This is a genomic window from Streptomyces viridifaciens, from assembly GCF_001888885.2.
Classification (GTDB): Bacteria; Actinomycetota; Actinomycetes; order Streptomycetales; family Streptomycetaceae; genus Kitasatospora; species Kitasatospora aureofaciens.
On the sequence record NZ_CP090841.1, the window covers coordinates 7,703,436 to 7,717,390 of the forward strand.

Genomic DNA, 13,955 nt, shown 5'->3' on the forward strand with positions numbered 1-13,955 from the left:
GAGGCGCTCGGACCGTGCCGCGCCGTCGTGCCGCGCCGTCCCTGCCTCCGTGGACGATCGAAGGGGAAGTCCATGCTGCTCCGCACACTGGCCGCCGCGGCCGCCGTATCCGCCGCGGTGGTCGGCTCACCGACCTTCGGCGGGGACTCGCTGCCCACCCCGCCCGACCGGATCGTCATCGACGTCGCGACCGTCAACGGCTCCGGCTGCCCGGCCGGCTCGGCCGCGGTGGCCGTGTCGCCGGACAACACCGCCTTCACCGTGACGTACAGCAGCTACCTCGCCCAGGTGGGAGTGGGCTCCAAGCCGACCGACTTCCGGAAGAACTGCCAACTCGACCTGCGGGTGCACGTCCCCCAGGGCTTCACCTACGCCATCGCCTCCGCCGACTACCGCGGCTTCGCCCATCTGGAGAACGGGGCGAGCGGCGTCGAGCGGGCCAACTACTACTTCCAGGGGGACTCTGGGACGACCTACCGAAGCCACCGCTTCGACGGCCCGACGGACGACAACTGGCAGGCGACCGACAGTGTCGACGTCGCCGCCCTGGTCTGGGCCCCCTGTGGCGAGGAACGCAACTTCAACATCAACACCGAACTGCGCGTCTCCGCCGGCACCTCGGACCAGGCCCACACCACCAGCTTCATGACGATGGACTCCACCGACGGCAGCATCAACACCGTCTACCACCTCGCCTGGAAGCAGTGTCCCTGATACGAGGGCGCGCCCGGCCCCGGCGGTGCCCCGGCCGCCGGGGCCGCGGCGCGCCCGGAGGTGAGCGACCGTCAGTAAAGCGATCGCCTTTGCATGCTCATGCCGTTACAGTGCTGCGGGTCCCGCCCCCTCTCCACGCGAACGGGCCCACTCGGCAGACGGAGCGTCATGACCATCGCACGCAGGTCCATCCTCAAGGGCACCTCGGCGGCCGGAGCCGCCCTGGCCGTCGGCGGCGCGACCGCCCAACCGGCCTCGGCCTCCGACGGACCGGCCGACGGCTCGCCGGGCGGAAACGCCGACGGCCCCGCGAGCCCGCTGCTCCAGGCCCGCCCGCACCGGATCGGCACCCCCAGCGTCAGCGGCCTGCACCTGCAGTTCGGCACCGACCCCGCCACCGAGATGACCGTCTCCTGGATCACCCCGCAGTCCGTCCGCCGCCCGCAGGTCCGGCTCGGCTCACCCGACGGCGGCCTCGGCAAGGTGGTCCAGGCCGAGACCCGCACCTACCGCGACGCCCTCGGCAAGGACGAGGTGTACGTCCACCACGCCAGGCTCGGCGGTCTGCGCCCGGGCACCACGTACCTGTACACCGCCGGGCACGACGGCGCGAGCCCCGAGACCGGCAGCTTCACCACCGCCCCGCGCGGCCGCACCCCCTTCACCTTCACCAGCTTCGGCGATCAGGCCACCCCCAACCTGCGCCGCCACCTGGTCTTCCCCGACGGCATGCCCTCGCCGCTCGGCAAGTACCCGGTGTACACGAGCAACCAGATCGGCTCCCCGTACGCCGCCGACATCGTCGCCGCCGTCGAACGCGTCGGCCCGCTGTTCAACCTGGTCAACGGCGACCTCTGCTACGCCTCCTACAGTGGCCGGCACGGCGGGAGCCGCACCGCCACCTGGGCCGACTGGTTCATCAACAACAGCCGCTCGGCGCGGCTGCGCCCCTGGATGCCCTGCGCCGGGAACCACGAGAACGAGAGCGGCAACGGCCCGATCGGCGCCGACGGCTACCAGACCTACTTCACCCTCCCCGACTCCACCGCCGACCGCGACCAGGAGACCCGGGGCATGTGGTACGCCTTCACGGTCGGCTCGGTGCGCTTCATCAGCCTCGCCAACGACGACGTCGCCATCCAGAACTCCGGTGAGACCTATCTGCGGGGTTACTCCGGCGGAGCCCAACGGCGTTGGCTGGAAAGGGAGTTGCGAACGGCTCGGAGCAGCCGGGCGATCGACTGGATCGTGGTCTGCATGCACCACCCGATGATCTCCAGCTCCAAGCACGGCTCCGGCAGCGACCTCGGCGTCCGAGAGGCCTGGGGCCCGCTGTTCGACGCCTACGGGGTCGACCTCGTGGTCAGCGGGCACGAGCACTACTACGAGCGCTCCCACCCCGTCCGCGGCACCCTGCCCAACGACACCCGCACCCCGGTGCCCACCGGCACCGACCCCGCGGTCGCCGACACCGGCCGTGGCACCGTCCACATGGTCATCGGTGCCGGCGGCAACGCCGCCACCACCCAGGACGACCTGTTCGAACGCCCCCAGGGCCGGGTGGTCATCGGCCTGGAGGACAAACCCGCCCCCGGCGCCCCCTACCGGGAGTCGATCTGGCTCACCGAGGACGCCCCCTGGGCCGCCTACCAGGACCGCACCAACACCCACGGCTTCGCCGCCTTCGAGGTCGACCCCGGCGACCGCCGCGGCGGCACCACCACCATGCGCGTCACCTACTACACCTTCGACGGCCCCCACGCCGACCTCACCCCGGTCGACACCTTCACCCTCCACCGCCCGCGCACCGACGGCCACGACTGACCCGCCCCCGGCGCCCGCGGGTGACCCGGGCGCCCTGCCGCAGGACCCGGGCACCCCGTAGCCGCCCGGCGGACGCGAATTAGAGGACAGCCCCCAGCACGGAATCGGGCCCGGTGCACCCGACGCACCGGGCCCGATCCGCCGTTCGGGGGGCAACGGCCCCTTCCCGGTGTGGCTCCGGGAGCGGCGTCCGGAGCGCTCCTCTATGAATTGACCGGCGGGTCCGGCCGGGGCGGCAGCGGCGCGGACGCCGCCTTTCCGACGTGTGCGTGTCCGACCGAGGGAGCTCCCGTGACCGACACCCCCTGTGCCCCGGACCGCGGCCGCGGCGCCGCTGCCGTGCTGACCGGGCTGGGCGCGTGGCTGCCGCCGCGCCGCGTTCCCAACAGCGAGCTGTGCAACCGCATCGACAGCTCGGACCAGTGGATCCGCGAGCGCATCGGCATCGCCGAGCGCCGGTTCGCGGAGCCGCACGTCGCCACCGGGGACATGGCCGTGGAGGCCGGAGCGCGGGCCATGGCCTCCGCCGGGATCGGCGCCGTGGACGCGCTGGTGCTGGCCTCGAACACCCCGGACCGCCCGTGCCCGGCCACCGCGCCGTGGGTGGCCCACCGGCTGGGCTTGCCCGCCGTGGCCGCCTTCGACGTCATGGCGGGCTGTTCCGGGTTCGTGTACGCCTGCACGGTCGCCGCCGGTCTGATCGCCTCGGGCACGGCGCGCCGGGTCCTGGTGATCGGCGCCGAGACCATGACCGCCCTGGTCAACCCGCTCGACCGGGCCACCGCCCCGATCTTCGGTGACGGGGCCGGCGCCGCCGTCCTCGAAGCGGGCGCGCCGCACGCCGAGGGCGCCCTGGGGCCGGTGGTGTGGGGCAGCGACGGCTCCCTCTCCGACGCCATCTCCGTACCCGCGGGCGGTGCGCGCGGGCGCCACCGGCGGAACCGGACGGCACCCGAGGAGCACTTCGTGCACATGAGCGGCAACGAGGTCTTCCGGCACGCGGTGCGCAGGATGACGGCGGCCGCCCGGCACGCGGCCGCCGAGGCCGGCTGGGTGCTCGGCGACGTCGACCGGCTGATCGCCCACCAGGCGAACCAGCGCATCACCGCCACGGTGGCCGACCTGCTGGAGATCCCCGCGGCGCGCGTCCCGTCCAACATCGAGCAGGTCGGCAACACCGCGGCCGCGTCCGTGCCACTGCTGCTGGCCCACGCCGCCGACCAGGGGGAGCTGAAGCCCGGCCACAGGGTGCTGCTGGTCGCCTTCGGCAGCGGCCTGGCCTGGGCGGCCACCACGCTGGTGTGGCCGGCCGGCCTCAGCGCCCGCCTGTCCTGACACCCTGCCCGTTTCCGACACCGCCCGTCCCGACCCGCCCGTCCTGCCTGCCCGCGGCCGCCGCGTTGCGGGCGGGTCGTCTTCCACCGGAGGGAATCGCGCATGACGTTCGAGCAAGTCAAGGAGATCCTCACGGACAGGTGCGGCCTTCCGTCCGCGCCCGTCACCCCCGACGCCCCGCTCGCCAGCGCGGGCGTCGACTCCATGGCCCTGGTGATGCTGTCCCTCCACCTGGAGGACCGCTTCGGAGTGGAGATCAGCGAGGACCAGCTCTCCACCGCGACCTGCGTGGACGACATGGCCAAACTCATCAGCCGGTACGCGGTGAGCCGTTGATGACCCGTCCGTCCCCGCCCCGCCCCGCCGGGGACACCACCCCCACCGAGGAACTCCACCACCTGCGCTGGCAGGACATGAACTACGTCTGCCGGGTCGTGCACACGGATCCGGACGCCGGGCACTGGCGCGGACCGCATCCGGTGGCCGAACCCCTCCTGCTGCTCGGCGGCGCCCTCCAGGACATGTACGCCTGGCCCCGTCTGGAGCGGCGCATCGCACCGCACACCCCGGTGATCCTGGTCGACCTGCCCGGCACGGGCACCGCGGACGACCTGCCCGAGGAGGAGGGGTTCGACACCCTGGCCGCCGCCGCCCTGCACCTGCTGGACGACCTCGGCCTGGCCCGGGTCAACGTCCTCGGCGCCTCCTACGGAGCGCCGATCGCCTACCGGATGGCCCAGCGCCGCCCGGACCGGGTGAGCCGGCTGCTGCTGTCCGGCGCCACCCACCGGGTGACCGGCACCATGCGGGCGTTCCTGCGGGAGGCGGTCAGCCACATCGAGGGGACCGTCCCCGGGCCGGGCGAGTCCCTGGACGACGCGTGCCCGGCACTCGGGCTGTACGCCGACCGCCTGGTGAGCTACCTCGTCAACACCGAGGAGCACCAGCGCGTCCAGCAGTCGGCAGCGGTGCAGCGGCTGCTGCGCAAACAGGCCCTGCGCACCACCTGGCGGCAGGCCCGGCGCCACGCGGCCTGCCACCGCCGGGTCCTGGAGCCCGCCCTCCTCCCGCAGGGCGGCGTCACCGGCGTCCCCGCCCTGGTGTTCACCGGGGAGCACGACATGACCACCTCCCCGCGGCAGAACCGGGACGTCGCCCGTACCATCGCCGGCTCCACGATGGTCCTGCTCAAGGAGGCGGACCACATGGCCCACCTGGAACGCGACGCCGAGTACGCCCACCTCGTGCTCCGCTTCCTGCGCGACGAACCGCTCGACGGCCTGGACTTCGCCTACACCGCCTGACCACGCCACAGCCCGCCGGACGAGAGAGCGAACCCATGCCCAGGACACCCACCCGCCCGTGGCGACAGTGGCGCACCGCGACGGAACTGACCACCGGCCCGTCCGACGACGTGGAGAACGCCAGCCGGCGCTTCCTCCTCTACGGAGTGCTGCCCCTGTGGTTCGCACCGGCCGTCGGCGACTGGGTCATGCACCGCCGTTCGCACATCGAGGACACCAGCGGCCTGCGGGAATCCCTCGTGCACGCGCTGATGATGGCCGAGGCGGGCACGCCCGTCGTCCTCGGCCTGGTCGCCGAGATCAACCCCCTGGTCCTCGCCACCATGGGCGCCGCCGCCCTGGCCCACGGCGCCACCGCCCTGTGGGACGTCACGATCGCCACCGGCCGACGCGACGTCACCCCGTTCGAACAGCACATCCACAGCTTCCTGGAGGTGCTCCCGCTCACCGCCGTCGCCTTCACCGCCTGCCTGCACTGGGACCAGGTCCGCTCGCTGGCCCGCGGCGGCGGCACCCGCCGGGCCTGGCGCCTCAACCCCAAGCCCCACCCCCTGCCCGCCCGCTACCTGACGGGCTTCGCCGTCGCCACCGCGGCCCTGGTCGCCCTGCCCTACGGTGAGGAACTGCTGCGCTGCGCCCGTGCGGAGCGCCGCCGGGCCGCACCCTGACGGTGCCCCGGGTTCACCCTCCGGTGTCGTTATTCCGGGTGAACGGGCGCGGCGCGTCGGTACGGTGAACCGCGATCTCCCGGCGCGGACGGCTAGGACGGGGGGATGCGTCTTCTTCCCCTGACCGCGCTCCTCGCGGTCCCACTCGTCCTGTTCCCCGCCGCCGTGCCCGCGCAGGCGTCCCCGACCGCCTCTCCGGTTCCCTTCGCCGCCCTGCCGCTCGACGGTTCGACGGAGCCGCCGCCCGAGTACCGGTACACCGGCGCCGGGTTCGACGCCTGCTCGGCCCCGCCGGCCGAGGCCCTGTACATCTGGCGCACCGCCTCGCCGTACGGCGCGGTGAACATCTACAGCAGCGGCAGCCAGCGCGCCTGCGAGCAGGACCGACTGACGCCGGAGTGGGTCGCCACCGTCCGGGCGATGGGGTGGAAGCTGGTGCCCACCCACGTCGGCCTCCAGGCGCCCTGTGCCAAGCGCGCGGACAAGCCGCTGCGGATCGACCCGGAGCGGGCCGAGGAGCAGGGCGGACAGGAGGCGGGCGAGGCCGCGGCGGCGCTGGGGGAGCTGGGCCTGGGGCCCGGCAGCCCGGTGTACCTCGACATGGAGGCCTACCCGGTGGGCGACCCGGTCTGCAGCCGGGCGGTGGTCGACTTCACCGTCGGCTGGACGAAGGCCCTGCACGCGGCCGGCTACCGGTCGGGCTTCTACTCCAGCATGGACTCCGGGATCGCGGACCTCGTCGCCGCCGCCCGGGCCGGCCGGGCCCCGATGCCCGACGCCGTCTGGTACGCCCGCTGGGACGGGCACCCCTCGACCAGCGGGGATCCCGGGCTGCCCGACGACCTGTGGGCCGGCCACCGCATCCACCAGCACCGGGGCAGCGCCGACGAGACGTACGGAGGGGTGACGCTCAACGTCGACCCCGACGCCCTGGACGGACTGGTGGCCGGCCCCTGAGTCGCGACGTGCCGGGCAGGGCCTAACCGGGCGCGACGTCCTCCTCGGGCGCGATGTCCTCCTCGGGGGTGTCGGGCGTCGCGCTCCGGTCGGCGTCCCGGCACATCCCGCAGGCGGCCCAGTAGGGCCAGGGCCGGCCGTCGATGGTGGTCCGGTGCGGTGCGAGCGTCATGTCGGAGGTGTCCCGCCCGCACAGGGTGAGCGGGCCGCAGACGCCGGAGGCGTCCGCGGGGGCGGTGTGCGCGAGGCGCACCGAGTCCTGCGGGTCGACCGGCTCCTGGTCGGTGCCGAGGAGCCGGACGTTGGTCGGAGTGTCGGGTTCGAGCACGGTGACGGTGTCCATCTCCTCAACCTCGCCCGAGCAGCCGGATGTTGCACCCGCACGGCGGCATATGGACCAGTCGGCGGCCGGACCGGTCGGCGGCCGGCCGCCGGGTCAGTGCCGGGGCCGTTCCTCCAGCGCGTGCAGGACCTTGTCCAGGGTGATCGGCAGGTCCCGCACCCGCACGCCGCAGGCGTGCCACACCGCGTTCGACACGGCGGCGGCCGTGCCGACGATCCCGATCTCCCCGATGCCCTTGGACCCCATGGCGTTGACGTGGGGGTCGTCCTCGGCGAGCCAGTAGGCCTCGATCGCGCCGACGTCCGCGTTGGCCGTGATGTGGTAACCGGCCAGGTCGTGGTTGACGACATGACCGGTGCGCGGGTCCAGCACGCTCTGCTCGTGCAGGGCCATGGACAGCCCCATCGTCATCCCGCCGATGAACTGCGAGCGTGCCGTGCGCGGATTGATGATCCGGCCCGCGGCGAACACGCCCAGCAGGCGCGGCACCCGAACCTCGCCGGTGTCCAGGTGGACGTGTGCCTCGGCGAACTGCGCCCCGAAGGCGTGCATCGCGTGGCGGTCGTCGGCCGGTTGGACGCTGCCGGACGCCTCGGCCCCGTCCGGCGGCTCGCTGCCGTACTTCGCGCGGAAGGCACCCGCCGCCTCGACCACGGCCGAGCCCCAGGTCGTCATGCCCGAGGAGCCCCCGGCCACCGAAGCCATCGGGTAGTCGGTGTCGCCGATGCGCACGTCCACCAGGGCCACCGTCACGCCGAGCGCGTCCGCGGCGATCTGCGCCAGGGTGGTCCAGGTGCCGGTGCCGAGGTCGGCCGCGCCGATCTCCACGGCGTAGCGCTCCCCCTCCCGCCGGATCGTCGCCGTCGACTTCGGCATGCGGCTGACCGGGTAGGTGGAGGCGGCCACGCCCGTGCCGACGAGCCAGTCGCCGCGGCGGCGCACCCCCGGCCGCGGATCGCGCTCCGCCCAGCCGAACCGCACCGCTCCCTCCCGCAGGCAGCCGACCAGGTTGCGGCTGGAGAAGGGCTTGCCCGAACCGGGTTCGACGGCGGGCTCGTTGCGGATCCGCAGTTCGACCGGATCCAGGCCCAGGCGCTCGGCCAGCTCGTCCATGGCCACCTCGGGGCCGAACATGCCCGGGCACTCGCCGGGGGCGCGCATCCAGGACGGCACCGGGACGTCGAGGGCGGCGAGCCGGTGGGTGGTCGACCGGTTCGGCGAGGCGTACATCATGCGCGCGGGGACACCGCTCTGCTCGGCGAACTCCTTGATTCGCGAGGTCAGTTCGACGACGTCGACGGCGATCGCGGTGATCGTGCCGTCCCGGTCCGCACCGAGGCGGCAGCGCTGGATGGTCGGGGTGCGGTAGCCGGTCAGGGAGAACATCTGCTGCCGGGTCAGGGCCAGCCGCACCGGCCGGCCGGGGACCGCGCGTGCCGCCATGGCGGCCAGCACCACGTTGACGTGCGGCTGCCCCTTGGACCCGAACCCCCCGCCGACGTACGGGCAGACGACCCGCAGTTGCGCCTCGTCGAGGCCGAACACCGAGGCCAGGGCGGTCCGGGTCGGGTGCACGCCCTGAGTGGAGTCCCACAGGGTGAGGAAGCCCTCGCCCGCCGGGTCCCACAGCGCCGCCGTGGCGTGCGGCTCCAGCGGGTTGTTGTGGTACATCGCGGTCGTGTACGTCTCCTCGACGCTCACCTCCGCCGCCGCCAACGCGGCGTCGACGTCGCCCTCGGAGGTGTCGGTGGGGAGGTCCGGGTTCACCGACTCGGGCGCGTACAGGTCCTCGCGGTCGGCGCGGAGCTCGGCGTCGTGCGGCTGCTGCGCGTACTCGACCCGGACCAGGGCGGCCCCGTGCCGCGCCACCTCGGAGCTGTCGGCGACGACCAGTGCGACGACCTGGCCGCGGAAGGCGACCTCCTCGCCCTGCAGGACCGCCAGCTCCCTGTCCTCGGTGGAGGCCAGCCGCTCGGCGTTGCCGGGGGTGAGCACCGCGACCACACCGTCGAGTGCCTCGGCGGCCGCGGTGTCCAGCGCCGTGACGCGTCCCCGGGCGATCGTTGCCTGGACGGCGTGCAGGTAGGCGGCGTTCGCCAACGGCGTCTCGTAGGCGTAGGTGGCGGTGCCCAGGACCTTGACGGCCCCGTCCCGGCGGGGCAGGTCGCGGCCGACGGCTTCGGGTTCGCTCGGGAATGTCATCGGGGATCCTCTCCTGCCAGGTCGCGCAGGGTCGCGGTCAGGGTGCGGCGCAGCAGGGGGATCTTGAAGGCGTTGCCGCCGTCCAGCCCCTCGGCCGGCCGGGCGTCGGTCAGTTCCGCGTCCGCGGCGGCCCGGTAGCTCCCGTCCGACGCCGGGGCGCCGCGCAGCGCCTCCTCGGCCCGGCGGGCGCGCCAGGGCGTGTGGGCGACGCCGCCGAACGCGATGCGCGCGTCCCTGATCACGCCGCCCTCGACCTCGATCGCCGCGGCCACGCTGACCAGGGCGAACGCGTACGAGGCGCGGTCGCGCACCTTGTGGTAGGCCGACCGGCGGGCGATGGGCTGCGCCGGCAGGTCGATCGCGGTGATCAGCTCGCCGTGTTCCAGCGCCGTGTCGCGTTCGGGAGCGTCGCCGGGCAGCCGGTGCAGCTCGACGAAATGGATGGCGCGCTCCCCGGCCGGGCCGAGGGTCCGTACCCGTGCGTCGAGCGCGGCCATCGCCACGGCCATGTCCGACGGGTGGACCGCGATGCAGTGCTCGGACGCGCCGAGGACCGCGTGGTGACGGGTCCAGCCTCCGATCGCGGAACAGCCGGAGCCCGGCTCCCGCTTGTTGCACGGGGTCGTGACGTCCTGGAAGTAGACGCAGCGGGTCCGTTGCAGCGGGTTGCCCCCGACGGTGGCCATGTTGCGCAACTGCCCCGACGCGCCCGACAGCAGTGCCTGCGACAGCACCGGGAAGCGCTCGCGCACCCGCGGGTCGGCGGCGAGGTCGCTGTTGCTGACGCCCGCGCCGATCCTGAGGGCGCCGTCGTCGAGCTCCTCGATCCCGGAGGGCAGCAGGCCGGCGAGGCCGACGACCAGGCCGGGTTCGGCGACGCCGAGCTTGAGGTGGTCCACCAGGTTCGTACCGCCGCCGAGGAACACCGCGTCCGGGTTCGCGGCGACGCTGCGCACGGCCTCCGCGGCGTCCGCGGGGGCGAGGTAGTCGAAGGGCTTCACCTGTCCACCTCCTTGCCGGCCGTCGGCCCGGCCGGCAAGGAGGTGGCCGCCCGGAGCACCGCGGTCACGATGTTGACGTAGGCGGCGCAGCGGCACAGGTTGCCGCTCATCCGCTCGGCCACCTCGGCGCGGTCCAGTCCGGGCGCCCCCGGGCCCTCGGTGACGGCGCTGGGCCAGCCCGCCGCGAACTCGTCGAGCGCCCCGACGGCCGAGACGACCTGCCCCGGGGTGCAGTAGCCGCACTGGAGCGCGTCGCAGTCGACGAAGGCCCGCTGAACCGGGTGGAGGCCGCCCTCGAGCTGCTGTCCGGCGCCCGCCGCCCCGGGGGCGAGTCCTTCGGCGGTGACCACCTCGGCGCCGTCCTGGGTGACGGCGAGCGTGAGGCAGCTCAGCACGCGCCGCCCGCCGGACAGCACGGTGCACGCGCCGCACTGTCCGTGGTCGCAACCCTTCTTGGGGCTCGTGATCCCGAGCCGTTCCCGCAGCGCGTCGAGCAGTGTCGTACGTGTGTCGACGGTCAGCGGACGCGCCGTCCCGTCGACCCGAACGGTGATTTCCCTCTGCATCGCAGGAGCGTCCCCGGCCCCGGCCGCTCCCACACGGCGCACGCCACCGCGTCACACCGGCGGCGGCAGGACTCGGGACCGGAGAGGAGGGCGGGCCGGCTTCCCGGCCCGCCGCGGTGCGGGGTCAGCGGCGGAACAGGCCGGTCAGCACGTCCCACCAGCTGCGGCGCTGCGCCGGGACGGTCGCGACGGACCCGGCGGCCGCTCGCTGGGTGGCCTCCAGTGCCCGGGCGGCGAGTTCGCGCTCCTCGGCGGCCCGGGCCTCCGCCGCCCGCTCCGCCTCCGCGACCGACTCCGGGTCCGGCTCGACCTCATGGGCGGTGAACTCCACCGGCAGCGCGGTGAGGTGGCGGGAGATCCAGGCCGAGCTCCAGGTCAACTCCTCCTCGGGGACGGCGAGTCGGAGGTCCGGCAGCAGGGTGAGCAGGATGTCGATCCCGGCCTCGGCGACGTGCCGGCCGATGTCCTGTCCGGGGCACTCGTGCGGTCCGGCGCCGAAGGACAGGTGCGAGCGGTTGCCGTACAGCGGGGTGGTCAGGTCCGGCCGGACCACCGGGTCGACGTTGCCCGCGGCGAGGCCGAGCAGCAGCATGTCCCCGGCCCGGATCTGCTGGCCGCCGAGCTCGGTGTCGGCGGTGGCCCAGCGCCCGGCGACCAGGGACATCGGCGGGGAGTCCCAGAGCACCTGGTCAAGGGCCTCGCCCAGAGTCATCTGGCCGCCGGACAGGTGGGCGCGGAAGCGCGGGTCGGTGAGCACCATCTTCAGCGAGTCGGCGATCAGGTTGACGGTGGTCTCGTTGGCGGCCAGCAGCACCACCCGCAGGTGCTCCATCACCTCGTCGTCGGTCAGCCCGGCCGGGTGGGCGAGCAGCCGGCTGGTCAGGTCGTCCCCGGGGCTTTCGTGCTTGATCGCGATGGTGCGGCGCAGGCACGCCACCACGTACTCGTTGCTGGCGATCGCCGTCTCGGTGCCCTTCATCAGGTCCCGTGCGGCGTCGACGAGTTGGGGACCGTACTCGTCGGGCATGCCGAGCAGCTTGGTCATCACCAGCATCGGCAGGTGCTCGGCGAACTGGGTGATCAGCTCGGCCCGGCCGGTCGGCCCGACCACCTGGACCAGGTCGCTGGTGAAGCGGCGCACGTGGCGGCGGATGCCGCGCCGGTCGAAGCCGTTCAGGCCGTCCAGCAGGGCGGTGCGCAGCCGGCGGTGCTCCTCGCCGTCGGCGAAGACGCAGATCGGCTGCCAGGCGACCACCGGCAGCAGCGGGGAGTCGGCCGGGACCTCGTTGTTGCGAAAGGCGTTCCACAGCCGGGAGTCGCGGGAGAACAGCGACGGGGTGCGCATCGCGGTGATGTTGGCGCCGTGGCCGAGGATCAGCCAGGCCCGGTGGTCGCCGTGCAGCAGCACCGGGGCGACGTCGCCGTACTCGGCGCGCAGCTTCTCGTACAGGCCCGCCGGGTCGGCCTCGGCCTCGAGGCCGTACAGCCGGCGCAGGCCGCCGGGGCCGACCGGCTCGAGGGCGCGCCCGTGGGCGGGACAGCCGGGCGGGGGGACGGGCGCGGCGGCGTCGTCGGGGAACGGGGTGGTCACTGGGTCTCCGGTCGTTCGGACGAAAAGCGAAGGGCTCAGCCGGCGGGGGGCGCGGCCAGTTCGTACAGGTAGTGCATGAGCGCCATCAGGGTGTTCCGGCTGGATTCGCGGCTGCGCGCGTCGCAGGCGACGATCGGCACCTCGGACGGGAGGTCGAGCGCCTGGCGCAGCTCGTCGAGCGGGTAGCTCGGCGCCTCGGGGAAGCCGTTGACGGCGACCACGAAGGGCACGCCGCGGTCCTCCAACCGTCCGATCACCTCGAAGCTGACCTCCAGCCGGCGGGTGTCCACCAGTACGACGGCGCCGAGCGCGCCCTCGAACAGGCCGTTCCAGAGGAACCAGAAGCGCTCCTGGCCGGGGGTGCCGAAGACGTACAGCACGAGCTTGTCACTGATGCTGATCCGGCCGAAGTCCATGGCCACCGTGGTGGAGGTCTTGCGTTCGACCCCGGTCGGGTCGTCCACGCCGACCCCGGCCTGGGTCATGGTCTCCTCGGTGGTCAGCGGGCGGATCTCGCTGACGGCGCCGACCAGGGTGGTCTTGCCGACACCGAAGCCGCCGACGATCACCACTTTGACCGCCGTGGTGACGGTGTCGGGCAGCAGGTCCGCGCTCGCCGGTCCGACGACCGTGTCAGAGCCGCTGTAGTCCATGGATCACCGCCTCCAACAGGGCACGGTCGGGGAGTTCCGCCGCGGGTACCGCGGCACGGGCCTCGATCCGCCCGTCGTCGAGCAGGTCCGCCAGCAGGACGGTGACCACGCTGGTGGGCAGTTCGAGGTAGGCGGAGACCTCCGCCACCGAGAGCGGCGAGCGGCACAGCCGCAGGATCGCCGCGTGCTCGGGCTGCATGGCGGGGGTCGGTTCCGCGAGGGAGACGATCAGGGTGACCAGGTCGAAGACGCCCGGCCCGGAGGGGCCGCTGCGGCCGCGGGTGATCACGTACAGGCGGTCCGGCTCGGGGCCGTCCCAGCCGCCCTGGTCGGCGGTCATGTCACCGCCTCACTGTGCTCGTTCATGTGCCCGCCCGGGCGCCGGCGCTCGTGACCGGAGGGTTCACGCGACCACCTCCGGGTTGCGCGGCGGGGCGGACAGGTGCTCGCCGATCCGGTCCACCAGGTCGCGCATCTGGTGGCTGACCAGTCCGGCGTCCACGCCCTCGTCGGCGAGCACCGCGAGGTAGGCGCGGTCACCGGCCGACATCAGGTAGAAGTAGCCGCCGTCCACCTCGATCACGACCAGCTTCATCGCGCCGTTGCCGTGCGGGAACTCGTGTCCGACGGCGGCGGCCAGGCTCTGAAGTCCGGCGCAGGCGGCGGCCAGCCGGTCGGCGGTGTCCGGGTCGGCGCCGTACTGGGCGATCCGCAGGCCGTCGGCGGAGAGCACGATGACGTGGCGCACGTACGGGACGCTGTGTGCGAGGTCGTTGAGGATCCAGTCCATGTTGCTG

Annotated in this window: 15 protein-coding genes; 7 read left to right on the forward strand and 8 right to left on the reverse strand. The window is 73.6% G+C overall.

Going from position 1 to position 13,955, the window contains the following annotated elements:
• Nucleotides 1-72: 72 nt before the first annotated feature.
• The 7 genes from BOQ63_RS41610 (at nucleotide 73) to BOQ63_RS41640 (ending at nucleotide 6,802) form a co-directional block, all read left to right on the forward strand.
• Entirely contained in the window at nucleotides 73-714 is a 642-nt protein-coding gene (locus BOQ63_RS41610; RefSeq protein WP_030279576.1) for a DUF4360 domain-containing protein, read from the forward strand.
• Nucleotides 715-882: 168 nt separating this feature from the next.
• Nucleotides 883-2,538: a purple acid phosphatase family protein gene (locus tag BOQ63_RS41615; protein WP_030550520.1), complete on the forward strand. Its 1,656-nt coding sequence runs from the start codon at nucleotides 883-885 to the stop codon at nucleotides 2,536-2,538.
• Between the two features lie 291 nt (nucleotides 2,539-2,829).
• The gene (locus tag BOQ63_RS41620) at nucleotides 2,830-3,873 is read left to right on the forward strand and encodes a beta-ketoacyl-ACP synthase III (RefSeq protein ID WP_030279581.1); all 1,044 of its coding nucleotides are present in this window, start codon (nucleotides 2,830-2,832) and stop codon (nucleotides 3,871-3,873) included.
• Between the two features lie 102 nt (nucleotides 3,874-3,975).
• Nucleotides 3,976-4,209, forward strand: a complete 234-nt coding sequence (locus BOQ63_RS41625; RefSeq protein WP_030279583.1) for an acyl carrier protein — start codon at nucleotides 3,976-3,978, stop codon at nucleotides 4,207-4,209.
• Nucleotides 4,209-5,177 (forward strand): alpha/beta fold hydrolase, encoded by a 969-nt coding sequence (locus tag BOQ63_RS41630; protein ID WP_030279586.1) that lies wholly within the window; start codon nucleotides 4,209-4,211, stop codon nucleotides 5,175-5,177. The genes BOQ63_RS41625 and BOQ63_RS41630 overlap by 1 nt, the downstream gene beginning before the upstream one ends.
• Before the next feature lie 35 nt (nucleotides 5,178-5,212).
• Nucleotides 5,213-5,845 carry a hypothetical protein gene (locus BOQ63_RS41635; RefSeq protein ID WP_033347503.1) on the forward strand — a complete coding sequence of 211 codons (633 nt, stop codon included), beginning with the start codon at nucleotides 5,213-5,215 and terminating at the stop codon, nucleotides 5,843-5,845.
• A gap of 105 nt (nucleotides 5,846-5,950) precedes the next feature.
• Nucleotides 5,951-6,802, forward strand: a complete 852-nt coding sequence (locus BOQ63_RS41640) for a DUF1906 domain-containing protein (RefSeq protein ID WP_050367079.1) — start codon at nucleotides 5,951-5,953, stop codon at nucleotides 6,800-6,802.
• Between the two features lie 22 nt (nucleotides 6,803-6,824).
• On the opposite strand, the gene BOQ63_RS41645 is transcribed toward BOQ63_RS41640, so the two are convergent.
• From BOQ63_RS41645 to BOQ63_RS41680, 8 genes are all read right to left on the reverse strand, one after another.
• Entirely contained in the window at nucleotides 6,825-7,145 is a 321-nt protein-coding gene (locus BOQ63_RS41645) for a hypothetical protein (RefSeq protein ID WP_030279596.1), read from the reverse strand.
• A gap of 93 nt (nucleotides 7,146-7,238) precedes the next feature.
• A complete protein-coding gene (locus BOQ63_RS41650; protein WP_030550526.1) occupies nucleotides 7,239-9,347 on the reverse strand; it encodes a xanthine dehydrogenase family protein molybdopterin-binding subunit in 2,109 nt (702 codons plus the stop codon).
• Entirely contained in the window at nucleotides 9,344-10,348 is a 1,005-nt protein-coding gene (locus BOQ63_RS41655; protein WP_072656059.1) for an FAD binding domain-containing protein, read from the reverse strand. The genes BOQ63_RS41650 and BOQ63_RS41655 overlap by 4 nt, the downstream gene beginning before the upstream one ends.
• Nucleotides 10,345-10,914 carry a (2Fe-2S)-binding protein gene (locus tag BOQ63_RS41660; RefSeq protein WP_072656060.1) on the reverse strand — a complete coding sequence of 190 codons (570 nt, stop codon included), beginning with the start codon at nucleotides 10,912-10,914 and terminating at the stop codon, nucleotides 10,345-10,347. The genes BOQ63_RS41655 and BOQ63_RS41660 overlap by 4 nt, the downstream gene beginning before the upstream one ends.
• Nucleotides 10,915-11,038: 124 nt before the next feature.
• A complete protein-coding gene (locus BOQ63_RS41665) occupies nucleotides 11,039-12,505 on the reverse strand; it encodes a cytochrome P450 (protein WP_499504854.1) in 1,467 nt (488 codons plus the stop codon).
• A 35-nt stretch (nucleotides 12,506-12,540) separates the two neighbouring features.
• Entirely contained in the window at nucleotides 12,541-13,158 is a 618-nt protein-coding gene (locus BOQ63_RS41670; protein ID WP_030279605.1) for a GTP-binding protein, read from the reverse strand.
• Nucleotides 13,139-13,498: a DUF742 domain-containing protein gene (locus BOQ63_RS41675; protein ID WP_030550528.1), complete on the reverse strand. Its 360-nt coding sequence runs from the start codon at nucleotides 13,496-13,498 to the stop codon at nucleotides 13,139-13,141. The genes BOQ63_RS41670 and BOQ63_RS41675 overlap by 20 nt, the downstream gene beginning before the upstream one ends.
• 63 nt (nucleotides 13,499-13,561) lie before the next feature.
• The gene (locus BOQ63_RS41680) at nucleotides 13,562-13,948 is read right to left on the reverse strand and encodes a roadblock/LC7 domain-containing protein (RefSeq protein WP_197698027.1); all 387 of its coding nucleotides are present in this window, start codon (nucleotides 13,946-13,948) and stop codon (nucleotides 13,562-13,564) included.
• Nucleotides 13,949-13,955: the final 7 nt, after the last annotated feature.